Here is a 22,619-nt window from a genome sequence, read left to right as displayed (position 1 = left end):
TAACCGCCCGCGGCACCCGCCGGACAGCCTCCCGCCGAACCCGGCCTAGATGCCGTGCCGGCGGTTGCCCCCGTGCCGGTGCGCACGGACCGCGTAGGCGAGCAGCGCGACGCCGGCGAGGATCACCACCGCCGGGACAACGACGGCGGACGGTACCAGGACGGCGGCGGCCTGCACCAGGAACGCCAGGCCCAGCACGCCCAGTACGGCCGCCGGCGCCAGCGGCCACCGCATCCGCACTTGCCGCACGGGGGTTCCGCCCGCGGCGGCGGCACGCGACGCCCCGGACTCCGGTTCCCCGTGGACCGGGACCAGGGCAAGCACGGCGAAGGTCACCGCCAGGCCCAGGAAGAAGACGGCGGCGGTGGTGGCATCCGGGAGGCCTGCCGGCAGGGCCACCACCACCGCCAGGGTCAGCATCACCCCGCACGGAATCAGCGCCCACCAGAAGCCGGGGACCCGCAGGAAGGCGGCCGCGAACCCCGCCGCCATGAGGACGAACAGGAAGGCGCCGGCCCGGCCGCCCGCGCCGGCCTGGCCGGCCAGGATCACGGCGGCCAGGCCCAGGAAGACCGAACCGGGTATCGCCGCCCACCAGAAGGCCCGGTCCCGGACGAACAGCACCGCGAAGGCCACGCCCACGGCCGCGAAGATCAGCGGCGGGATCACGACGGCGCCCGCCAGCACCCCGAGGACGTCGAGCAGCCACAGCAGCCCGACGCCCATCAGGGCCAGACCCGCTACGATGCTGGTTCGCGCCGACTGCATGGGTTGCCTCCCGGGCGTCACGCCGTCCCGGCAGCCCCGGCCTGTGCGGCGTCGTCCTGGCCCACGATCAGGACCGGGCACTTAGCGTGGGCGGCGCAGGCGCCGCTTACCGATCCCATCACCTGGGCGAGGAAGCCGCCGCGGCCCCGGCGGCCCACCACCAACAGCTGGGCGTCGGCGCTTTCGTCGACCAGCACCTTCGCCGGGGGGCCGAACCTCACCTCACGGCTCAGCCGCTCCGGGCGCTCGCTGCCGAAGGCCCGCTCCAGCGTCTCCTCCAGCAGCCGTTTGGCGGTCTCCTCCAGCTCTTCGGTGGACGCGGCGCGCTCCTCCGGCAGGTGGGAGGCGAAGAAGTGGTCGGAACTGCCCAGGCAGGTGACCACGGCCAGGGGGGCACCCAGACCGTCGGCCATGCGCCCCGCGAGGCGCAACGCAGTCGTCGAGAATTCCGAGCCATCGACACCCACGACAATCCGCTGATCTGCGCCCATGCCCCCACGATCGCCGCCGCCCCGGCCGCCGCCTAGGGCCGAAAGTCACCGCGGGAGGAGCGCGTGTAGCACTGTCCTCTGGGCGGACCCTGTGTGCGGCGGGGCCGCGGCCGATCTAGGGTGGAGCCACGGCAGCGTCGCGATCACCGAGGAGAACCGATGAGAATTGCACTAACCGGAGCAAACGGAAAACTGGGACGGCACGTGGTCCGCAGGCTTAGGGCCGACGGCCACCAGGTGACAGCCCTGGACCAGACCGGGGAACGGGACCCCGGTTTCACCCGGGTTGACCTGCGCAACTACGGCCACGTGGTGGACGTGATCCTGGGCCTGGACGACCGGCACGAGGGATTCGACGCGATCGTGCACCTGGCCGCCATCCCGGCGCCCGGACTGGCCCCTGACGCGGCCACCTTCGAGAACAACATGCTGGCCACCTACAACGTTTTCCAGGCCGCCCGCCGGGCCGGCATCAAGAAAATCGTCTACGCCTCCAGCGAGACCGTGCTGGGCCTGCCCTTCGACATCGACCCGCCCTACATCCCGGTGGACGAGGAATACCCCGCCCGCCCGGAGAGCACCTACTCCCTGGTCAAGCACCTGGAGGAGCAGATGGCGATCCAGCTGACCCGCTGGGACCCCACCCTGAGCATCAGCGCCCTGCGGTTCTCCAACGTCATGGACGCCGAGGACTACGAGGAATTCCCGTCCTTCGATGCCGACGCCCGGCTCCGCAAGTGGAACCTCTGGGGCTACATCGACGGCCGCGACGGCGCACAGGCCGTGGCCCGGGCGCTGGCCTACACCGAACCCGGCTTCGAGGCCTTCGTGATCGCCAACGCCGACACCGTCATGAGCCGGCCCAGCGCCGAACTCGCCGCCGAGGTCTTCCCCGGTGTGAAGGTGGTCAAGGACCTCGGCGAGCACGAGACCATGCTCTCGATCGACAAGGCCCGCCGCGTCCTCGGGTACGAACCGGAACACAGCTGGCGCGACTACCACTCGCTCGAGACCACCCCCACCGAAGACTGAGGACCCGCATGGACTACCGCACCCTGGGCGCCAGCGGCGCCGTCGTCTCCAACTACGCCCTCGGGACCATGACGTTCGGCGCCGAGGCCACCGAGGAACAGTCGCACGCGATCCTCGACCGCTACGTCGCCGCGGGCGGCAACTTCATCGACACCGCCGACGTGTACTCCGCCGGCGTCTCGGAGGAAATCATCGGCCGCTGGCTTGCCGCCCGTCCGGACGCGCGGGACTCGGTGGTGATCGCCTCCAAGGGCCGCTTCCCGATGGGGGCGGCACCCAACGACGTCGGCACCTCCCGGCGGCACCTGACCCGGGCGCTGGACGATTCGCTGCGCCGGCTGGGCGTGGACCACATCGACCTCTACCAGCTGCACGCGTGGGACCCGATCACCCCGCTGGAGGAGTCCCTGCGGTTCCTCGACGACGCCGTGCGCAGCGGCAAGATCGGCTACTACGGCTTCTCGAACTTCCTCGGCTGGCAGCTGACCAAGGCCGTGCACCTGGCCCGCGCCCACGGCTGGAACCCGCCGGTGACCCTGCAGCCGCAGTACAGCCTGCTGGTGCGCGAGATTGAGTCGGAGATCGTGCCGGCCTCCCTCGACGCCGGGATCGGCCTGCTGCCCTGGTCGCCGCTGGGTGGCGGTTGGCTCTCCGGCAAGTATCGGCGCGACCAGGCCCCGCAGGGCGCAACCCGCCTGGGCGAGAACCCGAAGCGCGGCATGGAGGCATGGGAGGCACGCAACGCGGATCCGCGCACCTGGGAGATCGTCGACGCCGTGCACGCGATCGCGGAAGGGCACAACGTCAGCGACGCCCAGGTGGCGCTGGCGTGGCTGGCGGAGCAGCCGGCGGTCACCTCGGTGATCCTGGGCGCGCGGAGCGTGGAGCAGTTGGAGGACAACCTCGCGGCGGCCGGGCTGGAGCTCTCCGCCGACGAGCTGGCGCGGCTCGATGAGGTCAGCGCGCCCCGCGTCGGCGTCTACCCGTATGGGCCGATGGCCCGGGAACAGCGCAGCCGCAAGATCGCCGGCGGCCGCTAGCGCAGGGTTGCCTCCCGGCTTACGGGGCGGCGGCCGTCCCCGGTTGCGGGGCGGCCCCCGGCCCGGGGGCGGCCGCGGCGTCGTCCTTGCCGGCGTTTTGCTGGTGGCTGCTGGACCAGATGTCGCCGATTTCCTCGGTGGACTGCTCCACAATGCGCCGCATGGCGGCGTGGGCGGCGTCCATTTCGCCGCGCTGGATGGCGCTGGCGACGTCGACGTGCAGCTGCAGCGCCTCGTGCTGGGGCAGGTGCGGCATCAGGCCGTGCTCGGTGCGGCCGGTGAGGACCTCGGCCACCAGGTTGTGGAGCTGGGAGAACATCGGGTTGCCCGAGGCCCGGAGCACGGCGGCGTGGAACTCAATGTCCAGGCGGAGGAACTCGTCCTGATTGCCGCGCTGGCCGGCCGCCCAGAGGCGGGCGGCCTGCGCCACCAGGTCGCTGCCGGCCTCCCAGGTGGCCCGCTCCGCGGCGAGCCGCGCCGCCTGCGGTTCGATGGCGCCGCGCAGTTCGTTCAGGGCCCGGAGCTGGTCCACCCGGCGCGACGAGGCCAGGCGCCACCGGATCACCTGCGGGTCGTAGAGGTTCCAGCATTCCTCCGGCCGGACGACGGTGCCGAGCCGGCGGCGGGATTCCAGCATGCCCATGGCCGAGAGCACCCGGGTGGCCTCGCGCACCACGGACCGGGACACCCCGTGCCTGGTCTCGAGTTCATCCAGCCGCAGGATTGAGTGCGGCGCCAGGGTCCCCTCGGCAATGGCGAGGCCCAGCGTCTGGACCAGCACGGAGTGCAGGTCAGCTGAAGACTCCGCCTTTGGGGTTTGCATGAATAAAGCATACGGGTGGGCGCAAGGGGTTGTTTAAGTCTGCTTTATTTCACTAGGATCGCTCCAGAGCAGATGTAAAGATGCATCCGCGCACGGCTGGACCGGGTCCGGCCCTGAAGACAAGGGAGTCGTAATGAAGCGGCGTTCTATGGTGAAATACGCGGCGGTGGCCGCGGCCCTCTCGCTCGGACTGACAGCCTGCGGCGGTGGCAGCGGCAGCAGCGATGCCAAGGCAGCCGGCACCGTCCGGGTCACCCTGGCCAACCACGTGTGGACCGACGGCATCAAGGCCGCGATCCCCGAGTTCGAGAAGGCCACCGGCCTCAAGGTCGAACTCACCCAGCTCGGTGAGGACCAGCTCTCCGACCAGTACAACGTCAAGCTCAACGCCGGCAGCGACGAGATCGACGTCATGATGTACCGCCCGCTCCAGGAGGGCAAGGCGTTCGCCAAGAACGGCTACCTCGCGGACCTGACCTCCAAGGTCACCGGCGACGCCGGCTGGGACTGGAAGGACTACCAGGAGGGCCCGGTCAAGGCTTCCACCGTCGACGGCAAGGTGGTCGGCGTCCCGATCATCACCGAGCGCGAGGTCCTCTACTACCGCAAGGACCTGCTGCAGGCCGCCGGTATCGAGGTTCCCAAGACCATGGACGAGCTGCAGGCCGCCGCGCAGAAGATCTCGACCGCCAACCCTGACACCGCCGGCTTCGTGGCCCGCACCGGCAAGTCCGCCGCCGTCACCCAGTTCTCCAGCTTCCTCTACAGCTTCGGCGGCGACTTCATCGATGCCAACGGCAAGTCCGCCATCGGCAGCGACGCGGCCAAGAAGGCCTACTCCTTTTACGGCGGCCTGATCAAGAACTCCGGCCCCAAGAACGTCAGCACCGACATGAGCTGGCCCGAGGCGATGGCCATCTTCACCCAGGGCAAGGCTGCCTTCTACACCGAGGCCGACTCGCTCTACAAGAACGCCACCGACCCGGCCAAGTCCAAGGTCGCCGACAAGGTGGGCTTCGCCGCCCTCCCCGCCGGCCCGGCCGGTTCCAAGCCGTACAACATCCCCTCGTGGGGCCTGGCCATCAACAAGGCCTCCAGCAACCAGGACAACGCCTGGAAGTTCATCCAGTGGGCCACCAGCAAGGACCGCACCCTGGCCGCACAGAAGGCCGGCGTCCCCGGCCCGCGCGCCTCGGTCTGGGCCGACCCGGCCGGCACCTCCACCTACCCGAAGGACCTCGCGGACGCGATCGCCGTCAGCGCCAAGAACGGCGTCGGCCACGACCGTCCCGAGGTTGTCACCGTCGGCAAGGCCCGCGAAATCGTCGGTGCCCCGATCGTCGCCACGATCACCGGCGCTGATGCCTCCACCGAGGCCTCCTCGGCGTCGGACGCGTTCCAGAAGTTCCTGGACAGCGAAAAGAAGTAGCGCTCCCTCCTCTGCGGGACGGCCGGTTTCCGGCCGTCCCGCGGGGGACCGCTCCACTCCGGGCCGGAACGCCGGCCCCACCTTCACCCCCTGACTCCTTAGGTGAACCATGTCTGTTCTGAACACCACCCGCAGCGACACGCCGCCGGGGACCGCCGGCCGTGGCCCGGCCCGCTCAGCCGGCCCGCAGCGCAGTTTCTCCGCCTGGGCCAACCGGCACCGCAAGTGGCTCTTCGCCGCCCCGGCGATGATCTTCGTCGGCGTCCTGATCATCTTCCCGCTGGCCTGGACCCTGTACCTGAGCCTGACCGACTCGCAGGGCTCGGTCCGCGCGGCGTCGGAGTTCATCGGCCTGGACAACTACGTCACGGTGCTCTCCGACGTCGAACGGTTCTGGCCCGCCGTCGGCCGCACGCTCTCCTTCACCGGCGTGGCCCTGATCTGCGAAGTAGTTCTGGGCATGGGCATCGCCCTGCTGCTCTGGCGGCCGTTCCGCGGCGAGAAGTGGGTCCGCGTCGCGATCCTGCTCCCGCTGGTGGCCACCCCCGTGGCGGTCGGCATGATGTGGCGCCTGATCTTCGATCCCAACATCGGCTTCGTCAACCAGCTCCTAGGCATGATCGGCATCCCGCCGCAGCCGTGGCTCTCCGGCCAGGACACCGCCCTGGGCACCACCATCTTCATGGACATCTGGCAGTGGACGCCCATGGTGGTGCTGATCCTTCTCGCCGGCCTGACTTCGCTCTCGGACGAACCCGACGAGGCCGCCCGGATGGACGGCGCCAACTCCTTCCAACGGTTCTTCTTCATTACCCTGCCGCTGATGATGCCGACCGTGATCGTCGCCATCCTGCTGCGCGGCATCGACGCGCTGAAGACCTTCGACATCCTCTACGCCACCAAGGGCAAGGGCGGCGGATCCTTCCACGAGGTGGAAACCCTCAACGTCTACGCCTACGGCCTGAGCTTCGACTACAACCAGTACGGGCTCTCCTCCGCGGTGCTGATCCTGTTCTTCATGATCATCATCGGCACCATGTGGCTGCTGACCATGCGCAAGAAAGCGGTAAGCAAATGACCGTCCCCACCCAGACCCCGGCCGGCACCGTCCCCGCCCCGTCCGCGGCGCCCCGTCCCGCCCGCCGCCGCAAGCCGCTGGCCACCCGCGCCTATAAGGTCTTCCGCGTCGTCGCCCTGATCGCCGTCGTGCTCTTCCTCATCGCCCCGCTGATCTGGATGCTGCTGGCCTCCTTCAAGACCAACGTGGACATCTACGACACGGCCAAGTCCTTCGTCTTCACGCCCACCGGCGAGAACTACGCCAACGTGCTGCAGCGGAACAACTACTTCATCTTCATCTTCAACAGCTTCTGGGTGGCCTTCGTCTCCACGGCGCTGTCCCTGGTGCTCGGCGTCCCCGCCGCCTACGCCATGAGCCGGTTCACCATGCACCGCTCTGCCCTGGTGGTCCTGATGGCCCGCGTCATCCCCGGCGTCTCGCTGCTGGTGCCCTGGTACTACGTCTTCTCCAACCTGAAGATGGTGGGCGGCTTCGAGGTGCTGATCCTCAGCCACATGTTCGTCGCGCTGCCGCTGATCGTCTACATCATGATGAGCTACTTCGACTCGCTGCCGCTGGAGCTGGAGGAATCCGCCCAGGTGGACGGCCTCACCCCGATCGGGGCGTTCCGCCGGATCACCCTGCCGCTCTCCGTCTCCGGCATCGCCACGGCCGGCATCCTGTCCTTCATCTTCTCGTGGAACAACTTCATGTTCGCCCTGGTGCTCTCCGGCTCCAAGACCAAGACCCTGCCGGTGGCGATCTTCGACTTCGTCTCCTACGCCAGCATCGACTGGGGCGGACTGATGGCCGCGGCCACGGTGGTCACCATCCCGATCATGATCATTGCGCTCTTCACGCAGAAATACATCGTTTCCGGCCTCACGGCCGGGGCCACCAAGGGCTAGGCACGAATGACACGCATCTGCAGAATCGAAACCTTCCTCGTCGCGCCGCGCTGGCTCTTCGTCCGGATCGAGACCGAGAGCGGCATCGTCGGCTGGGGCGAGGCCACCTGCGAGGGCCGCAGCGAAACCGTCCGCACCGCCGTGGACCAGCTCTCCGAGGTCCTGATCGGCCAGGACGCGCTGCGGATCGAGGACCACTGGCAGGTGATGACCAAGGGCTCCTTCTACCGCGGCGGACCCATCCTGGCCAGCGCCGTCTCCGGCCTGGACCAGGCACTCTGGGACATCGCCGGCAAGCACTTCAACACCCCCGTGCACCAGCTCCTGGGCGGTCACGTCCGGGACCGGATCCGGATGTACGGCTGGGTGGGCGGCGACGAACCCAACGAGGTGGCGGACCAGATCAGCGCGCAGCTGGAGGTGGGCCTCACCGCGGTGAAGATGAACGCGAGCGGACGGATGAGCCCGCTCGCCTCCGTGGCCGAGCTCGACGGCGTCGTCCGCCGGGTCGCCGCCGCGCGCGAGGTCCTGGGCGAGCACCGCGACGTTGCCGTTGACTTCCACGGCCGCTTCAGCCTGGCGAACGCCCGCCGGGTGGCGCCGCTGCTGGAACCGTACCGGCCGTTCTTCCTCGAGGAACCCGTGGTCCCGGAGAACACCCACCTGCTCCGGGAGTTCACCGCCTCCACCACCACCCCGGTCTCCACCGGCGAGCGGCTCTACAGCCGGCAGGAATTCCTGCCCGCCCTGCAGGCCGGGATCGCCGTGGCCCAGCCGGACCTCTCCCACGCCGGCGGCATCACCGAGGTGCGCAAGATCGCCTCGCTGGCCGAAATCTACGAGGTCCAGCTGGCCCCGCACTGCCCCCTGGGGCCGCTGGCCCTGGCCGCCTGCCTGCAAGTGGGGTTCGCGACGCCGAACTTCCTGATCCAGGAGCAGAGCATCGGCATCCACTACAACCAGGGCGCCGAGGTCCTGGACTACGTGGTGGACAAGACGCCGCTGAAATTCGTCGACGGCCACATCGAGCGGCTCACCGGCCCGGGCCTCGGCATCGAGATCGACGAGGCCGTGGTCCGTGCCGCGGACAAGCGCGGCCACGCCTGGCGCGGCCCGGTCTGGCGCCACAACGACGGCGCCTTCGCAGAATGGTAGGAAGCGTGAACACCACCCTCACTTCAGCGGCGCTGCTGGGCGGCATCAGCACCACCCGCCTGGTCGCCATCGTGCGCGGCAACGACGGCGGAGCGGCCGCCCGCGCGGCCCTCGCCGCCCTCGGGGAGGGCTTCCGCTTCGTCGAGATCGCCCTCACCACCCCCGACGCCCTGGGCGCCATCGCGGCGGTCCGGGCCGCGGCGCCCGGGGGCTGCTACGTCGGCGCCGGCACCGTCCTGACCGCACACGACGTCGCCGACGTTGCCGAGGCCGGGGGACAGTTCATCGTGACCCCCTCGCTGGCTTCCTCCATCGAGGAAGCGGTCCGGCTGGAGCTGCCCGTCCTGGCCGGGGCGTTCACCCCCAGCGAGTCCTACGAAGCGATGAACCGCGGCGCCACGGCCGTGAAACTCTTCCCCGCCTCCGTCGGCGGCCCCGGCTACCTGAAGGCCGTCCGCGACCCGTTCCCCGGCATTCCCTTCATCGCGGTGGGCGGCGTGGGACTGAACGAGGCCGAAAGCTACTGGGACGCCGGCGCCGTGGGCGTGGGCCTGGGCGGGCCGCTGTTCGGCGACGCCGCCTCCGGCGGGGACCTCGAACCCGTCCGGGAACGCGCCCGGGCCTTCGTGGAACTAGCCTCAGGCTACGCCGCGGGTCAGCCGTGAGCGTCGACCTGCTCACCCTCGGTGAGGCCATGGTCTCGCTCCGCTCCGCCGGTCCGCTCTCGGCCGGCGGGAGCCTGGGCATGCACGTGGCCGGGGCCGAATCCAACGTGGCGGTCGGCGTCGCCCGGCTGGGCCACCGCGTGGCCTGGGCCGGCGTCGTCGGGGCCGACCCGCACGGTGAATTCATCCTGCGCGGCCTGCGCGGAGAGGGCATCGACGTCCGCCACCGGGTGGAGGACACCCGCGGCACCGGGGTGATGTTCCTCGAACGCCGCACCGCGGACATCAGCCGGGCGTTCTACTACCGGGCCGGGTCCGCCGGCTCCACGCTCAACCGGGACGACGTGGACCGGGCCTTCGCCGCCGCGCCCCGGGCGCTGCACCTGACCGGCATCACCCCGGCCCTCAGCCCGGACGCGCGCCGGGCCGTGGATTACGCCGCCGCCCGCGGCGCCGCCGAGGGGCTCACCGTCTCCCTGGACGTGAACTACCGCGCCAAGCTCTGGTCCCGCGACGAGGCACGCGCCGTGCTGACGCCGCTCGCCCGGCATGCCACGGTGCTGATCGCCTCCGACGACGAACTGGACCTGGTGGCCGACGGCGGCGCACGCGGCCGCCGGGGGACCGGGGCCGCCGCCGCCGATCCGGTTGCCGGTGCCGCTGCCCAAAGCGCCGGCGCGGAGCGGGAGGCGGCCATGGCCGCGGAACTGCTGGGCCGAGGCGTCCTCGACGTCGTGGTCAAAGGCGGCGCCGCCGGCGCCGGCGTCTACACCGCCGCAGGGCGCCTGGAGGCCCCCGCCGTCCCCGTCACCAGCATCGACACCGTCGGCGCCGGCGACGCCTTCACCGCCGGCTACCTCTCCGCCCTGCTCGAGGGCCTCGGCACCGCCGAACGCCTGCGCCGCGGCACCCTGGCCGGCGCCTTCGCCGTCAGCTCCGCCGGCGACTGCGAGGGACTGCCCACCGCCGCCGAACTGGCCCTGCTGGGCGCCGTCCCGGACGGCGGCACGCAGCGCTGAGGCGCCCTCATCCTTTGTCACCGTCCGCCGTCACTGTCCGCCGTCACTGTCCGCCGCGAAAGGACCGCTCCACCCATGAAAATCATTGCCGCCGACGTCTTCGTCACCAGCCCGTCCCGGAACTTCGTGACCCTCCGGATCACCACGGAGGACGGGGTGACCGGCATCGGGGACGCCACCCTCAACGGCCGCGAACTGGCCGTCGCCGCGTACTTGAAGGAACACGTCGCCCAGCTCCTGATCGGCAAGGACCCGCACCGGATCGAGGACACCTGGCAGTTCCTCTACCGCAGCTCCTACTGGCGCCGCGGCCCGGTCACCATGGCCGCGATCGCCGCCGTCGACATGGCGCTCTGGGACATCAAGGGCAAGCTCGCCGGGATGCCCGTCTACCAGCTGCTCGGTGGCGCCTCCCGCAACGGGCTCCGCGCCTACGGCCACGCCTCGGGCTCGGACCTGCCCTCCCTGTTCGACTCGGTCCGCGAACACCTGGAGCTGGGCTACAAGTCCATCCGGATCCAGACCGCGGTCCCCGGGATCAAGGCCGTCTATGGGGTGGCCGCGCAGGCCCAGGCCTCCGGTGAGCGGTACGACTACGAACCGGCCGGGCGCGGCGCGTTCCCGCAGGAGGAGGACTGGGACACCCGCGCCTACCTGCGGCACCTCCCGACCGTCTTCGAAGCGGTCCGGAACGAGTTTGGCCCGGAACTGCCGCTGCTGCACGACGGCCACCACCGCATGACGCCCATCCAGGCCGCCAAGCTGGGCAAGGCCCTGGAACCCTACGACCTCTTCTGGCTGGAGGACTGCACCCCGGCGGAGAACCAGGAGGCGCTGCGGCTGGTGCGGCAGCACACCACCACCCCGCTGGCGATCGGCGAGGTCTTCAACACCGTTTACGACTTCCAGGCCCTGATCAAGGAACAGCTAATCGACTACGTGCGGGCCGCCTCCACCCACTTCGGCGGCATCAGCCCGCTGAAGAAGGTGATGGACTTCGCCGCCCAGTACCAGGTCAAGTCCGGCTTCCACGGCCCCACGGACATCTCCCCGGTGGGCTTCGCCGCACAGCTGCACGTGGGCCTGGCCATCCACAATTACGGCATCCAGGAGTACATGCAGCACTCGGCGGCCACCAACGAGGTCTTCGAACAGTCGATGACCTTCACCGACGGCTACCTGCACCCGGGGGAGGAGCCCGGACTGGGAGTGGAGTTCAACGAGGAAGCCGCCGCCGCGTACCCCTACCAGCAGGCCTACCTGCCCTACAACCGCCTGGTCGACGGGACCGTCCACGACTGGTGACCGGCAGTGCCGGGCACCAGGTGGTGCCTGGCATCCCTGGGGCACACAGGGGCGGGCACGAAGGAGCAGGCACCGCACAGAAGGCCCCGGGCGGCGAGTCGAGGCTCAGCCGGCCGGGGCCTGGTCTGTGGATGGTGCGGCGCGCCGGTATTCCGGTCTGCGCCGTCGGGCGGGCCTAGTGGATCAGTTCCCGGGTCATGCCGAAGGGGACCTGGTCCGAGAGCGCCGCGGTGTAGTGGCCGGGCTTGTGGCGGGTCAACAGGATGCCGTGGGTGCCGGTGAGCATGGCCACCCGCTGCAGGCCCTGGACCGCGTCGTTGAGCCGCTCGTCCAGCAGCCGCCGGCTGTCCACCTGGATCTCAATGCACTCGTTGGCTGTGGTCATCGGAACTGCCTCTCCCGGAGCGTCCCCTGCGCACCATTTCACCCCGCTGTGTCACCGTGCGGACCACGGCTGAAGTGAGATTAGCCTCTGGGTTAAATGTGAGTCAAATCACCACGCGGGCGGCGCGCCGGAGCATTTTCCCGGGGTCCGGCGCCGTCAAGAGCCCGGCTCCCAGCAAACCGGGATAATCTTCCCTGAACATTAATGGCCACGGAGTGAAAAGGCGGACGCGGGCAATGGCGCAAGACCAATCAGGAGAACGCCCGGGCTGGTGGCGGGTCTTCCACGACAAGTTCGTCGTCGAAGAGCGGTACATGGAGCCCGGGGACCGCCGCAGGCTCTACCGCACCGGCGCCATCCTCATGGTCGTCGGCGCCGCGCTGTTCACCTTCATCCTGATCAGCGTCTTGACCCACACCGGCATCAGCGTGGTGGACGAGCCGATCCGCTCCGGCCTGGTGGCCCTGCGCGGCGAGCCCGCCACCACCATCATGATCATCCTTGCGATCGTTTTCGGCCCGATCGGCCTGCCCATCATCATCCTGGTGGTGACCGTCGCCTGGGGCCTGCTGGCAAAGCACGCCTGGCGCCCCATGGTGCTGGCCGGCGCCATGCTGACAGGCGTCATCCTGGCCCAGCTGATCGGCCACGCCGTCGAACGCCACCGCCCCCCGGTGGACCTGATGCTCTTCGGCGCCGACGCCACCTTCTCCTTCCCCTCCGGCCACGTCCTGGGCGCCTGCGACTTCCTGCTGATCACCAGCTTCCTGGTCTTCTCGCGGCGCCGGAACCCGCGGGCCGCCGTCGTCGGTTTCACCGTCGCCGGGATCGGCATTGTCTTCGCCGCGCTCAGCCGGCTGTACCTGGGGTATCACTGGACCACCGACGCACTGGCCTCGCTGTCCATCTCCTTCGTGATCCTGGGCGCGGTCATACTGCTCGATACGTGGCGGACCGTCCGCATCCCGGGCGAGCCGGTCACCGGCGAGCTCTCCAAGAAGGAAGCCGCCGCGGAGTAGGCCCCCGACGGCGCGCCGCTCCTCTAGCGGGCCGCGCGCCGCTGCGCCTCCTTGCGCCGCTCAAGCTCCCGGCGAAGCCCGGCGTTGGCGGCCTCCAGCTCCAGCACCTTGGCGACGCCGGCCAGGTTCAGGCCCTCCGCCAGCAGCTCGCCAATCCGCCGCAGCACGGCAAGATCCGTCTCGCTGTATTGCCGGGTGCCGCCCGCCGTGCGGTCGGGCGTCAACAGGCCCTTGCGCTCGTACAGCCGGATGTTCTGCTGCCCCGTGCCCACGAGGTCGGCCACCACCGAAATCGCGTAGACCCCCACGTCGTCCCCCCGTTGCGCCATGCTGCCCTCCTTCGGGTCGACGCCGCCGCGGCGCCGGAAAATCCTCTTGCACCACTCTCACGCCGGTGCTATAAAAAAACTATATCCGCCACCATAGATAATCCATAGATGGGAGGGGCGGCGGATAGCCCGAAAACCTGAAGGACTCTCGGATGAAGGAGTGGGAAATGATGTTGATGCGTACGGACCCGTTCCGTGAACTGGACCGGCTGACCCAGCAGGTCTTCGGAACCACGGCGCGGCCTGCCGCGATGCCGATGGACGCCTGGCAGGAGGACGGCGAATTCGTCGCCGCCTTCGATCTCCCCGGCGTCAATGTCGACTCGGTGGACCTCGACATCGAACGGAACGTCCTGACCGTCCGGGCCGAACGCCGTGACCCGACCCAGCCGAACGTCGAGATGATCGCCTCGGAGCGGCCGCGCGGCGTTTTCAGCCGGCAACTGATCCTGGGCGATTCGCTGGACACGGAAAACATCAAGGCCAGCTACACCGACGGCGTGCTGACCCTGCGCATCCCGGTCCTGGAGAAGGCCAAGGCGCGCAAGATTGAGATCACGCACAGCCAGGACAGCATGCACGAGATCGCCAAGTAGCACCGGCGGCATTGCTGCCGGTTTGGCTTAGGATCCGGTGCCCTCGGGCGCCGGGTCCCCGCCGTTCCCAAGTAGCAGTCGAAAGGAGCCGTCCGAAAGGAGGGGCGGGGCCGTGAACCGTGACCCGCGGGGCCTGTATGCCGCCCTCGGCGTCGGGCCGGATGCCACCGGCGCTGACATCCGGCGCCGGTACCGGGCGCTGTTGCGCCACCTGCACCCCGACGTCGGGGCGCCGGGAGGGGAGGACGTGCGCCGGGTCCTTGAGGCCTTCGCCGTGCTCCGCCACCCGAAATCCCGGGCCAACTACGACCCGGCCTATGGGCGGACCGATGGCTTCGAGCGCGCCGGCCGGGATATCCCGGTGCGGCGGCATGCGACGCAGCCGCTGGTCCGGGTCACCCCGGTGCGCTGGGAACGCGGACCGGGGTGACCCGCGGCCGCCGGGGCCCCGCACCCCCACCACAGCTGGATGAGAGGAGGGCAGCCATGAGCGCATGGCGGCAATACGATTCACACCTGATCCCCGCCTTCCACGAACGCTTCGAGGAACGCTGGGGCGAGGGCACGGCACCGTTCCTTGACCCGGAGGCGCACGAACTTCCCCTGCCGCGCGCCCAGTGGATCAACGTCGACACCGGCGCGGCGCTGGCCGTGGTGCCGATCTGGGCCGCCGAGGACAGCCAGCACCGCTCGTTCGGGGTCTTCTACCTGCCCCCGGCGGGCGACATCTGGGTCCTGCGCCCCGGCTTCACCGCCTACCTGGAGCCGGCGGCGGACGACGCCGAGCAGTTGCTCACCCTGCGCAATGACGCGTTCAAGAAGGCCGTGGCGCACGCGAAGGAGTTCCTGTTCGGTCCCGACGGCGTGAACTACTGACCCGGTCCTCCCGCGGGCGGCCGGGCGCGGTGCGGCGGCTCGGGCCTGGGGTTTAGGAAGCGCCCCGGTCCGGGCCTAAGATCAATCAATCACCAGCGCAACTGCATAGGGGAACCACCGATGAAAGCTTCCGCCCGCGATCTGGCCGCCATCCTGCCCGCAGGGTTCACCATGGGCGTGGCCACGGCCGCGTTCCAGATCGAAGGCGCGCTGGACGAGGACGGCCGGGGCAAATCCGGCTGGGATGTCTTCGCCGCGGTGCCGGGCGCGATCGTGGACGACCACAGCCCGGTCATGGCCTGCGACCACTACCACCGGATGCCCGAAGACGTCGCGCTGATGAAGGACCTGGGCATCGACTCCTACCGGTTCTCGCTCTCCTGGCCGCGCATCCAGCCCGGCGGCAGCGGCCCGGTCAACCCCAAGGGCCTGGACTTCTATGACCGGCTGATCGACCTGCTGCTGGCCAACGGAATCGCCCCGATGGCCACCCTCTACCACTGGGACACCCCGCTGGAGCTGGATGAGGCCGGCGGCTGGATGAACCGGGACACCGCGTACCGCCTGGGCGAGTTCGCCGAGATCGCGGCCGCGGCCTACGGTGACCGGGTGGCCCGGTGGGTCACCATCAACGAACCCGCCACCGTCAGCGCCAACGGGTACATGCTGGGCGTCCACGCCCCCGGCGAATCGCACATGCTCAAGGCGCTGCCCAGCGTCCACCACCAGCTCCTCGGCCACGGCCTGGCGCTGCAGGCCCTCCGGGCCGCCAAGGTCCCGGGCGGGATCGGCATGACAAACGTCTATTCGCCGATGGTCCCGGCGTCCGTCAACCCCCTGGACAAGGTCAGCGCAGGCATCATGGACATGGGGCAGAACCGGCTCTACGCCGATCCCGTCCTGCTGGGCAAGTACCCGGACGCCATCCGTGCCGCCACCTTCTTCTCCTCCTTCAGCCCCTCCAAGGAGGACATGGAGCTCATCTCGCAGCCCCTGGACTTCTATGGGCTGAACTACTACATGCCCACCCGGGTCGCGGCCGGCCCCGGCGAGGGCACCGTGCCGGAGGGCATGGCTGAGGCTATGGGCAACGACCTGAACGGCGGCGGGGGAGCGACGCCGTTCCACGTCGAGAGCTTCCCGGACACGGAGCTCACCGCCTACGGCTGGCCGATCAAGCCCGACTACATGGCCGTGGCGCTGGCCGAGATGGCCGAGCGCTACCCCAACCTGCCGCCGGTCTACATCACGGAGGGCGGCGCCAGCTTCCAGGACCTGGAAATCCACGACGCCGAAGGCCGGCTGATCGTCCCGGACGAGCGCCGCGTGCGCTACCTCGCCGAGCACATCGAGGCGGCCATCGAGGCGACCTCCCCGGGCGGTTCGGCGGAATCGATCGACCTGCGCGGCTACTACGTGTGGTCCCTGCTGGACAACTTCGAATGGTCCGCGGGCTACCACCAGCAGTTCGGCCTGCTGCACGTGAACCGGGACACGATGGAGCGCACGCCCAAGGCCTCGTTCCACTGGCTCCGCGAGGTCATGGCGGCCCGGCTGGCGTCGGCAAGCACGCCGGCCGAAACCAGCCCGAAGGAATCCGCACCGGCCGAGGCCGGCCCGGCGGAAACAGCGCCGGCGGCCGGCTAAAGCAGGTTGAGTTCCTGCAGGCGCTTGACCATTCCGGCGCCGTCGGGAGAGTAGATCCACGGCACCCCGGACGCGCTGTGATCGCCGCTGCCCGAGTGGCCGCCGGCCAGCACCGCCTCACCGGCGGAGAGCTGCCGGATCCCGATCGCCGCGACCTGGCTGGCGTGCTCCCGCACGAAGTCCGAGTAGATCTCCTCGTCGTGCTGGCCGTTGTCGCCGAAAAGCAGCCAGCGCATGTTCGGGAACTCGGTGGCCAGCAGTTCGAGGTTCCGGCGCTTGTGGTCCTGGCCGCTGCGGAACCAGCGGTCGTGGGTCAGGCCCCAGTCGGTGAGCAGCAGCGTCCCCTGCGGGTAGAGATTGCGGGTCATGAACCGGGCCAGGGTGGGCGCCGCGTTCCACGGCCCGGTGGACAGGTAGATCACCGGCGCCTCCGGGTACTCCACCATCAGCCGGTCCATCAGCACGGCCATGCCCGGGGTGGCCATCCGGGCGCGTTCGTTCAAAACGAAGGTGTTCCACAGCGCCAGGAACGGGCGGGGGAGGGCGGTGACCATGATCGTGTCGTCGATGTCGGAGACGATGCCCAGCGTGGTGTCCGGGGAAATGACATAAATCCGGGCCTCGGCGGGCTCGGTGCCCTCGGCGTGGATCGTGGCGGTGTGCCAGCCCGGTTCGAGCCGCACGGGGATCACGGTGTCCACGATCCCGCCGCGGTCGGCGTGGACCGTCGTCGTGACGCCGCCGATCTCGATCTCCACCTCGACGAACTGGATCGGCACCGAGGTGAACGCGCGCCAGCCGCGGATGTTTTGGTTCCCGTTGAGTGCCACCTGCTCGGCCCGGCTGCCGGGCGCCGGTTTGCTGGTCAGCAGGACGCGGGCCAGGACCCGGACCCATTCGGTGGAGCCGTACCCCTGGTAGGCGATCGTCTGCGGCGAGAACTTCCAGCGGCGCGCAGCTTTCAGGCGCAGGTGGTTTACCGAATCCGAGACCAGGTGCGCGAGCCGCAGCGCCTGGCTTGCTGACGGGGCGGACCTGGGGGCGGGTTGTTGGGGCGCCATTTCCATGACACCACTCTCCCACAGCGTCAGGGCGGCCCCAGCAGATCCCGCAACGTCAGGGCGTTGCGCACCGCGTGCCCGCCGCAGTCGTTATTGAAGTAGGCGTAGACGTCCCGCCCGGCGTCCAGCCATTCGCCAATCCGCGCCGCCCACCAGCGGAGGTCGTCGTCCGGGTAGGAGCCGGCGTACAGCCGGTCCCGGTCCGGGCCGTGCAGCCGGACGTAGACGAACGGCGCGGTGGCGCGCAGGATGCAGGGCAGGCCGGCGCCGCTCATCACGCAGTACGCCGCGGCATGGCGCTCCAGCAGGGCGTACACCTCCGGATGGTCCCAGCTGGGGTGCCTGAACTCGACGCTCACCCGGATCCACCCGGGCAGCGCCGCGAGGAAGTACTCCAGCCGCGCGTCGTCGCGTTCCAGGTCCGGGGGCAACTGGACCAGCAGCACACCCCGCCGCTCGCCCAGCTCGTGCCATCCGCGGACGATCCGCTCCGTCCACGCCTCCGGCCCGTAGAGTTTCCTGCCGTGGGTCAGGCCCCGCGGTGCCTTGACGGACAGGACGAACCCTTCCGGGAGCCGCTCCCGCCAGCCGGCGAACGAGCTCTCCCGCGGCCAGTGGTAGAAGCTCGCGTTCAGCTCAACCGTGTCGAGCCGGGCGGCGTAGTAGGCCAGCCGCTTGGCCGCGGGCAGCCCGGGCGGGTAGAACACGCCCGCCCAGTGGTCGTAGCTCCAGCCGCTGGTCCCGATGTGGGCCGTCCCGCGCGGCGGCCGCGCCTGCCCTGGCTGATCCTCCGGCATGGGAGGGATCCTAGCCCAGGCCCGTATGGCACGCTAAGAGCCATGGCACGCATCGAGGATTATGCAATGGTCGGCGACTTGCACACCGCCGCCCTGATCAGCACCGAGGGTTCGATCGACTGGCTCTGCCTGCCGCAGTTCGACTCGCCGGCCTGCTTCAGCGCCCTGCTGGACACCCCGGAGGCCGGCCGCTGGCTGCTCGCCCCGGCCGGCGGCGGCGAATGCACCCGCCGCAAGTACCGCAAGAACACCCTCATCCTCGAGACCGAGTGGGAAACCCCGGAGGGCAAGGCCAAGGTCATCGACTTCATGTCCCCGCGCGACGGCGCCGCGGACATCGTCCGGATCGTGGTGGGCATCCGCGGCAGTGTCCGGATGCGCGGCCAGCTGGCGCTCCGCTTCGACTACGGCAACATCATCCCGTGGGTCCGCCACGACGAGCACGGCATCCACGCGATCGCCGGGCCCGACGCCGCCTACCTCGTCACCGACGCCCCGCTGCGCGGCGAGCACCTGCAGACCGTCTCCGATTTCACCGTCAAGGCCGGCCAGCGGATTCCGTTCGTCCTCACCTGGTCCCCGAGCCACCTGGGCCGGCCGCGGAAGGTGGACCCGGAGGCGGTGCTGGAGGCCACCGAATCCTTCTGGCTGCAGTGGGCGGACCGGTGCCGGATCACCGGCCCGTACCGGGAGCCCGTGCTGCGCTCGCTGATCACGCTCAAGGCCCTCACTTTCGCCCCGACCGGCGGGATCGTTGCCGCCGTGACCACGTCCCTGCCGGAGGAACTCGGCGGCGAACGCAACTGGGACTACCGGTACTGCTGGCTGCGGGACGCGACCCTCACGCTGCAGGCGCTGCTGGCGTCCGGGTACTCCGAGGAGGCCGGCGCGTGGCGGGACTGGCTGCTGCGGGCCGTCGCCGGAGACCCGGCGGACCTGCAGATCATGTACGGCCTGCACGGCGAACGCCGGCTGCCGGAACTGACCCTCGACTGGCTGGCCGGTTACGAGAAATCGACGCCGGTCCGGGTCGGCAACGCCGCCGCCGGGCAGCTGCAGCTGGACGTCTGGGGCGAGGTGCTGGACGGGCTGGCGCTGACCCGCTCGGCCCTGCTGCAGCATCCCGACGAGTCCTGGGATGTCCAAGTGGCCCTGATGGAGCACCTCGAGACGGCCTGGGACCAGCCGGACAACGGGCTCTGGGAGATGCGCGGACCTCGCCGGCACTTCACCCACTCTAAAGTGATGGCCTGGGTGGCGGCGGACCGGATGGTCAAGGGCGTGCGCGACTTCCACCTGCCCGGCCCCGCCGACCGCTGGGAGGACCTCCGGGACCGGATCCACGCGGACGTCATGGCCAACGGGTTCGATGCCGAACGCAACACCTTCGTCCAGTCCTATGGCCGGCAGGAACTGGACGCCAGCCTGCTGCTCATCCCGCGGGTGGGCTTCCTGCCGCCGGACGATCCGCGGGTGATCGGCACCATTGAGGCGATCCAGCGGGAACTGACGCACGACGGTTTCGTGCTGCGCTACCGGGTGGAGCAGAGCGACGACGGCGTCGCCGGCGGAGAAGGCGTCTTCCTGGCCTGCTCGTTCTGGCTGGTGGAGGCCCTGCTCGGTGCCGGCCGGCGCCGCGAGGGCGAGGAGCTGTTCAAGCGGCTCCTGGCGCTGCGCAACGACGTCGGCCTGCTCAGCGAAGAATGGGGCGTCGAGGAGGCCCGGCAGCTGGGCAATACCCCGCAGGCCTTCAGCCATTTCGCCCTAGTCCGCACCGCGTTGCAGCTGGAGCCGGAGAAAGCGGACCACGGCGGCTCACCGCTCCGGCCGCGTTAAGCGCGGCGCCGGCAACCGCCCCCGCAGAACGCCGGGGACTTTCCTCCAGAGCTTAGATAAGTATACTTACTAACGTCCCCCACGAGGGGAACAGCACTGAAGGAGTTGGCGATGGCAGGATACTTTGAGCTCGTAGACGCACCCGACGGCGGGTACCGGATCCGGATGATTGACGCCGCAGGGGACCTGATGGCGGTCTCCGTGACCTTCCCGACCAAGCGGGCGGCGGTGGCCGGGATCGCCCAGGCCCGCGAGATCGCGGGGACCGGACTGGTCCGGGACCGCAGCGGCGACGGGCAGTCCGCGATCATGGCATCGATGGCCAAGCGGCGGACGGCGGGTGCGGGGCGTGGATCCTCCCTCACCGGCGGCACGCTGGCTGCGACGAAGCGAACCCGTGCCCATCACTGACCACCCGCGCGCGGCCGTCCTCTTCGACGTCGACGGCACGCTGGTCGACTCCTCCTACCTTCACACCCTGGCGTGGTGGCAGTCCTTCCGCCAGGCCGGCCTCGACGTGCCGATGGCGAGCATTCACCGCTCGGTCGGCATGGGCGGGGACAAACTGCTGGACCACCTGCTGCCGGACCGCGACCGGGACGGCGACGACGCCCTCGCCGCCTCGCAGGCCGCCGTCTTCGCCACCTACTGGCCCGCACTTCGCCGCACCGACGGCGCCCGCGAACTCCTGGTCCAGTGCCACGACGTCGGCCTCGCCGTCGCCCTCGCCTCCTCCGCCCACGGGCGGGACCTGGAGATGCTGCGCGCAGCGATCGACGCCGACGCCTACCTGCACGCGGCCACCAGCTCGGCCGACGCGGAGGAGAGCAAACCGCAGCCGGACATCCTGGTCGCCGCGCTGGAGGCCGTGGGCGTTGCCGCGGCCGACGCGGTCTATGTCGGCGATTCGGTCTGGGACATCAAGGCCGCCGCCAAACTCGGCATTCCCACGGTCGCCGTGACCTGCGGTGGCACCAGCGAGGCCGAATTGCGCGACGCCGGCGCGGCCGAGGTCTACGAAAACCCGCGCGCCCTGCTCGCCAACCTCGCCGGCAGCGCCATCGGGAAGCTCGCCGCGCGGAGCCGCTGACGCACTGGCACCCGGCGCTGGCCGCCGGTGGAGTGAACCGTGCCCCGCGCCGGTCCCGCCCATAGTTTTCACCGAAAGATTCGACCCGAGAGAGAGGAATGCGCATGCAGGCACTCACATGGCAGGGCAAACGATCCGTGAGCGTGGAAGAGGTCCCGGATCCGGTCATTCAGGAACCGACGGACGCAATTGTGAAAATCACCTCGACCGCCATCTGCGGCTCCGATCTGCACCTATACGAGGTCCTCGGCCCTTACATGCACAAGGGTGACGTGATCGGCCATGAGCCGATGGGCGTCGTCGTCGAGGTAGGCAGCGCCGTCACCAACCTGGCGATTGGCGACCGCGTGGTCATTCCCTTCAACATCTCCTGCGGCAATTGCTTTATGTGCAACATGGGGCTGCAGTCCCAGTGCGAGACCACCCAGGTCAAGGAGAAGGGCTCCGGCGCGTCGCTGTTCGGCTTCTCCGAGCTGTACGGCTCGGTGCCCGGCGGCCAGGCCGAATACCTGCGGGTCCCGCACGCAGACTACGGTCCGATCAAGGTGGGCTCGGAACTGCCGGACCAGCGCTACCTCTTCCTCTCGGACATCCTGCCCACCGCGTGGCAGGGCGTGAAGTACGCCGATGTGCCCAAGGGCGGAACCCTGGCCGTGATGGGGCTGGGACCCGTGGGGCAATTCGCCTCGCGGATCGGCCGGCACCTGGGGCTGCGGGTCATCGCCGTGGATCCGGTGGCCGAGCGGCGTGCCATGGCCGAGCGGCACGGCGTGGAAACCCTCGACTTCTCCAAGGACGTGGCCGAAGAGTTGCGCTCCATGACCCAGGGCCGCGGCGCCGACTCCGTGGTGGACGCCGTCGGCATGGAGGCGCACGATTCGCCGGTGGCCTCCTTCATGCAGCACGCGGCCGGGCTGCTCCCGGACAAGCTGGCGCAGAAGACGTTCGAGAGCGCCGGGGTGGACCGGCTCTCGGCCCTGCATACCGCCCTCGACGCGGTCCGCCGCGGCGGCACCGTCTCCCTGAGCGGCGTCTACGGCGGCGAGGCCTCGCCGATGCCGCTGATGTCCATGTTCGACAAGCAGATCCAGCTGCGGATGGGCCAGTGCAACGTCCGCCGGTGGACCGAGGACCTGCTGCCGCTGGTGGAGGACGACGCCGACCCGCTGGGCGTCATGGACCTTGTCACCCACGAGGCCAGCCTGAGCGAGGCCCCGGCCATGTACGAGATGTTCCAGAAGAAGCAGGACGGCTGCATCAAGGTGGTCCTGAAGCCCTAGGCAGCCGA

General features: G+C 69.8%; 25 protein-coding genes. 18 read left to right on the top strand and 7 right to left on the bottom strand.

What is annotated here, in order from left to right:
* Positions 1-45: 45 nt before the first annotated feature.
* Both AB0O44_RS02935 and AB0O44_RS02930 read right to left on the bottom strand, forming a co-directional pair.
* The gene (locus AB0O44_RS02935) at positions 46-768 is read right to left on the bottom strand and encodes a hypothetical protein (RefSeq protein ID WP_364133955.1); all 723 of its coding nucleotides are present in this window, start codon (positions 766-768) and stop codon (positions 46-48) included.
* Between the two features lie 17 nt (positions 769-785).
* Positions 786-1,259, bottom strand: a complete 474-nt coding sequence (locus AB0O44_RS02930) for a universal stress protein (RefSeq protein WP_364133953.1) — start codon at positions 1,257-1,259, stop codon at positions 786-788.
* Between the two features lie 159 nt (positions 1,260-1,418).
* On the opposite strand from AB0O44_RS02930, the gene AB0O44_RS02925 reads away from it, so the two are divergent.
* Both AB0O44_RS02925 and AB0O44_RS02920 read left to right on the top strand, forming a co-directional pair.
* Positions 1,419-2,291: an NAD(P)-dependent oxidoreductase gene (locus AB0O44_RS02925; RefSeq protein ID WP_290256200.1), complete on the top strand. Its 873-nt coding sequence runs from the start codon at positions 1,419-1,421 to the stop codon at positions 2,289-2,291.
* Between the two features lie 8 nt (positions 2,292-2,299).
* Positions 2,300-3,331: an aldo/keto reductase gene (locus AB0O44_RS02920; RefSeq protein WP_364133950.1), complete on the top strand. Its 1,032-nt coding sequence runs from the start codon at positions 2,300-2,302 to the stop codon at positions 3,329-3,331.
* 19 nt (positions 3,332-3,350) lie between these two features.
* On the opposite strand, the gene AB0O44_RS02915 is transcribed toward AB0O44_RS02920, so the two are convergent.
* The gene (locus tag AB0O44_RS02915; RefSeq protein ID WP_364133947.1) at positions 3,351-4,154 is read right to left on the bottom strand and encodes an FCD domain-containing protein; all 804 of its coding nucleotides are present in this window, start codon (positions 4,152-4,154) and stop codon (positions 3,351-3,353) included.
* 133 nt (positions 4,155-4,287) lie between these two features.
* Here AB0O44_RS02915 and AB0O44_RS02910 point away from each other — a divergent pair, with 133 nt between their 5' ends.
* The 7 genes from AB0O44_RS02910 to manD all read left to right on the top strand — a co-directional run bounded on the left by AB0O44_RS02910 (position 4,288) and on the right by manD (position 11,695).
* Positions 4,288-5,583: a sugar ABC transporter substrate-binding protein gene (locus tag AB0O44_RS02910; protein ID WP_364133944.1), complete on the top strand. Its 1,296-nt coding sequence runs from the start codon at positions 4,288-4,290 to the stop codon at positions 5,581-5,583.
* A 109-nt stretch (positions 5,584-5,692) separates the two neighbouring features.
* Complete coding sequence (locus AB0O44_RS02905) at positions 5,693-6,661, top strand: sugar ABC transporter permease (RefSeq protein WP_364133941.1); 969 nt, start codon at positions 5,693-5,695, stop codon at positions 6,659-6,661.
* Positions 6,658-7,551: a carbohydrate ABC transporter permease gene (locus AB0O44_RS02900; RefSeq protein ID WP_290256195.1), complete on the top strand. Its 894-nt coding sequence runs from the start codon at positions 6,658-6,660 to the stop codon at positions 7,549-7,551. The genes AB0O44_RS02905 and AB0O44_RS02900 overlap by 4 nt, the downstream gene beginning before the upstream one ends.
* Before the next feature lie 6 nt (positions 7,552-7,557).
* Positions 7,558-8,706, top strand: a complete 1,149-nt coding sequence (gene dgoD / locus AB0O44_RS02895; protein ID WP_364133938.1) for a galactonate dehydratase — start codon at positions 7,558-7,560, stop codon at positions 8,704-8,706.
* A 5-nt stretch (positions 8,707-8,711) separates the two neighbouring features.
* Positions 8,712-9,371 carry a bifunctional 4-hydroxy-2-oxoglutarate aldolase/2-dehydro-3-deoxy-phosphogluconate aldolase gene (locus tag AB0O44_RS02890; RefSeq protein ID WP_364133935.1) on the top strand — a complete coding sequence of 220 codons (660 nt, stop codon included), beginning with the start codon at positions 8,712-8,714 and terminating at the stop codon, positions 9,369-9,371.
* Positions 9,368-10,390 carry a sugar kinase gene (locus AB0O44_RS02885; RefSeq protein WP_364133932.1) on the top strand — a complete coding sequence of 341 codons (1,023 nt, stop codon included), beginning with the start codon at positions 9,368-9,370 and terminating at the stop codon, positions 10,388-10,390. The genes AB0O44_RS02890 and AB0O44_RS02885 overlap by 4 nt, the downstream gene beginning before the upstream one ends.
* A 75-nt stretch (positions 10,391-10,465) precedes the next feature.
* The gene (manD, locus tag AB0O44_RS02880) at positions 10,466-11,695 is read left to right on the top strand and encodes a D-mannonate dehydratase ManD (protein WP_290256191.1); all 1,230 of its coding nucleotides are present in this window, start codon (positions 10,466-10,468) and stop codon (positions 11,693-11,695) included.
* 175 nt (positions 11,696-11,870) lie between these two features.
* Here the strand turns inward: manD and AB0O44_RS02875 are convergent, their stop codons facing one another.
* Complete coding sequence (locus AB0O44_RS02875; protein WP_290256190.1) at positions 11,871-12,080, bottom strand: hypothetical protein; 210 nt, start codon at positions 12,078-12,080, stop codon at positions 11,871-11,873.
* 236 nt (positions 12,081-12,316) lie between these two features.
* Here AB0O44_RS02875 and AB0O44_RS02870 point away from each other — a divergent pair, with 236 nt between their 5' ends.
* Entirely contained in the window at positions 12,317-13,099 is a 783-nt protein-coding gene (locus AB0O44_RS02870; RefSeq protein ID WP_290256189.1) for a phosphatase PAP2 family protein, read from the top strand.
* 23 nt (positions 13,100-13,122) lie between these two features.
* On the opposite strand, the gene AB0O44_RS02865 is transcribed toward AB0O44_RS02870, so the two are convergent.
* Positions 13,123-13,428, bottom strand: coding sequence for a MerR family transcriptional regulator (locus AB0O44_RS02865; protein WP_290256188.1), 306 nt, complete (start codon positions 13,426-13,428; stop codon positions 13,123-13,125).
* 170 nt (positions 13,429-13,598) lie between these two features.
* Here AB0O44_RS02865 and AB0O44_RS02860 point away from each other — a divergent pair, with 170 nt between their 5' ends.
* The 4 genes from AB0O44_RS02860 (at position 13,599) to AB0O44_RS02845 (ending at position 16,547) form a co-directional block, all read left to right on the top strand.
* Positions 13,599-14,024, top strand: coding sequence for an Hsp20 family protein (locus AB0O44_RS02860; protein ID WP_290256484.1), 426 nt, complete (start codon positions 13,599-13,601; stop codon positions 14,022-14,024).
* Positions 14,025-14,136: 112 nt separating this feature from the next.
* Positions 14,137-14,454, top strand: a complete 318-nt coding sequence (locus tag AB0O44_RS02855) for a J domain-containing protein (RefSeq protein ID WP_364133927.1) — start codon at positions 14,137-14,139, stop codon at positions 14,452-14,454.
* 56 nt (positions 14,455-14,510) lie between these two features.
* Complete coding sequence (locus tag AB0O44_RS02850; RefSeq protein ID WP_364133924.1) at positions 14,511-14,900, top strand: hypothetical protein; 390 nt, start codon at positions 14,511-14,513, stop codon at positions 14,898-14,900.
* Positions 14,901-15,020: 120 nt separating this feature from the next.
* Positions 15,021-16,547: a GH1 family beta-glucosidase gene (locus tag AB0O44_RS02845; protein WP_364133921.1), complete on the top strand. Its 1,527-nt coding sequence runs from the start codon at positions 15,021-15,023 to the stop codon at positions 16,545-16,547.
* Here the strand turns inward: AB0O44_RS02845 and AB0O44_RS02840 are convergent.
* Together AB0O44_RS02840 and AB0O44_RS02835 are read right to left on the bottom strand one after the other, a co-directional pair.
* Positions 16,544-17,614 carry a phosphatase domain-containing protein gene (locus tag AB0O44_RS02840; RefSeq protein ID WP_364133918.1) on the bottom strand — a complete coding sequence of 357 codons (1,071 nt, stop codon included), beginning with the start codon at positions 17,612-17,614 and terminating at the stop codon, positions 16,544-16,546. The two genes, AB0O44_RS02845 and AB0O44_RS02840, sit on opposite strands and share 4 nt — an antisense overlap.
* Positions 17,615-17,634: 20 nt before the next feature.
* On the bottom strand, positions 17,635-18,405 hold the full coding sequence (locus AB0O44_RS02835; RefSeq protein ID WP_364133915.1) for a DUF72 domain-containing protein: 771 nt from the start codon (positions 18,403-18,405) through the stop codon (positions 17,635-17,637).
* A 42-nt stretch (positions 18,406-18,447) separates the two neighbouring features.
* Here AB0O44_RS02835 and AB0O44_RS02830 point away from each other — a divergent pair, with 42 nt between their 5' ends.
* From AB0O44_RS02830 to AB0O44_RS02815, 4 genes are all read left to right on the top strand, one after another.
* The gene (locus AB0O44_RS02830; protein WP_364133912.1) at positions 18,448-20,241 is read left to right on the top strand and encodes a glycoside hydrolase family 15 protein; all 1,794 of its coding nucleotides are present in this window, start codon (positions 18,448-18,450) and stop codon (positions 20,239-20,241) included.
* A 111-nt stretch (positions 20,242-20,352) separates the two neighbouring features.
* The gene (locus AB0O44_RS02825; RefSeq protein ID WP_364133909.1) at positions 20,353-20,652 is read left to right on the top strand and encodes a hypothetical protein; all 300 of its coding nucleotides are present in this window, start codon (positions 20,353-20,355) and stop codon (positions 20,650-20,652) included.
* Entirely contained in the window at positions 20,639-21,331 is a 693-nt protein-coding gene (locus tag AB0O44_RS02820; protein WP_364133906.1) for an HAD family hydrolase, read from the top strand. The genes AB0O44_RS02825 and AB0O44_RS02820 overlap by 14 nt, the downstream gene beginning before the upstream one ends.
* 104 nt (positions 21,332-21,435) lie before the next feature.
* A complete protein-coding gene (locus tag AB0O44_RS02815) occupies positions 21,436-22,611 on the top strand; it encodes a zinc-dependent alcohol dehydrogenase (protein ID WP_364133903.1) in 1,176 nt (391 codons plus the stop codon).
* Positions 22,612-22,619: the final 8 nt, after the last annotated feature.

The organism is Arthrobacter sp. NPDC080082 (genome assembly GCF_040686595.1).
GTDB lineage: Bacteria > Actinomycetota > Actinomycetes > Actinomycetales > Micrococcaceae > Arthrobacter.
The sequence above is the reverse complement of the archived record's forward strand: the minus strand, read 5'-3'. Positions and strand labels throughout refer to the sequence as shown.

Coding starts and splice junctions, on each gene's coding strand:
- AB0O44_RS02870 (WP_290256189.1), top strand. CDS start 12,317: ATGGCGCAAGACCAATCAGGAGAACGCCCGGGCTGGTGGCGGGTCTTC.
- AB0O44_RS02840 (WP_364133918.1), bottom strand. CDS start 17,614: ATGGAAATGGCGCCCCAACAACCCGCCCCCAGGTCCGCCCCGTCAGCA.
- AB0O44_RS02825 (WP_364133909.1), top strand. CDS start 20,353: ATGGCAGGATACTTTGAGCTCGTAGACGCACCCGACGGCGGGTACCGG.
- AB0O44_RS02875 (WP_290256190.1), bottom strand. CDS start 12,080: ATGACCACAGCCAACGAGTGCATTGAGATCCAGGTGGACAGCCGGCGG.
- AB0O44_RS02850 (WP_364133924.1), top strand. CDS start 14,511: ATGAGCGCATGGCGGCAATACGATTCACACCTGATCCCCGCCTTCCAC.
- AB0O44_RS02915 (WP_364133947.1), bottom strand. CDS start 4,154: ATGCAAACCCCAAAGGCGGAGTCTTCAGCTGACCTGCACTCCGTGCTG.
- dgoD (WP_364133938.1), top strand. CDS start 7,558: ATGACACGCATCTGCAGAATCGAAACCTTCCTCGTCGCGCCGCGCTGG.
- AB0O44_RS02930 (WP_364133953.1), bottom strand. CDS start 1,259: ATGGGCGCAGATCAGCGGATTGTCGTGGGTGTCGATGGCTCGGAATTC.
- AB0O44_RS02910 (WP_364133944.1), top strand. CDS start 4,288: ATGAAGCGGCGTTCTATGGTGAAATACGCGGCGGTGGCCGCGGCCCTC.
- AB0O44_RS02830 (WP_364133912.1), top strand. CDS start 18,448: ATGGCACGCATCGAGGATTATGCAATGGTCGGCGACTTGCACACCGCC.
- AB0O44_RS02905 (WP_364133941.1), top strand. CDS start 5,693: ATGTCTGTTCTGAACACCACCCGCAGCGACACGCCGCCGGGGACCGCC.
- AB0O44_RS02865 (WP_290256188.1), bottom strand. CDS start 13,428: ATGGCGCAACGGGGGGACGACGTGGGGGTCTACGCGATTTCGGTGGTG.
- AB0O44_RS02935 (WP_364133955.1), bottom strand. CDS start 768: ATGCAGTCGGCGCGAACCAGCATCGTAGCGGGTCTGGCCCTGATGGGC.
- AB0O44_RS02900 (WP_290256195.1), top strand. CDS start 6,658: ATGACCGTCCCCACCCAGACCCCGGCCGGCACCGTCCCCGCCCCGTCC.
- AB0O44_RS02860 (WP_290256484.1), top strand. CDS start 13,599: ATGTTGATGCGTACGGACCCGTTCCGTGAACTGGACCGGCTGACCCAG.
- AB0O44_RS02925 (WP_290256200.1), top strand. CDS start 1,419: ATGAGAATTGCACTAACCGGAGCAAACGGAAAACTGGGACGGCACGTG.
- AB0O44_RS02920 (WP_364133950.1), top strand. CDS start 2,300: ATGGACTACCGCACCCTGGGCGCCAGCGGCGCCGTCGTCTCCAACTAC.
- manD (WP_290256191.1), top strand. CDS start 10,466: ATGAAAATCATTGCCGCCGACGTCTTCGTCACCAGCCCGTCCCGGAAC.
- AB0O44_RS02835 (WP_364133915.1), bottom strand. CDS start 18,405: ATGCCGGAGGATCAGCCAGGGCAGGCGCGGCCGCCGCGCGGGACGGCC.
- AB0O44_RS02815 (WP_364133903.1), top strand. CDS start 21,436: ATGCAGGCACTCACATGGCAGGGCAAACGATCCGTGAGCGTGGAAGAG.
- AB0O44_RS02845 (WP_364133921.1), top strand. CDS start 15,021: ATGAAAGCTTCCGCCCGCGATCTGGCCGCCATCCTGCCCGCAGGGTTC.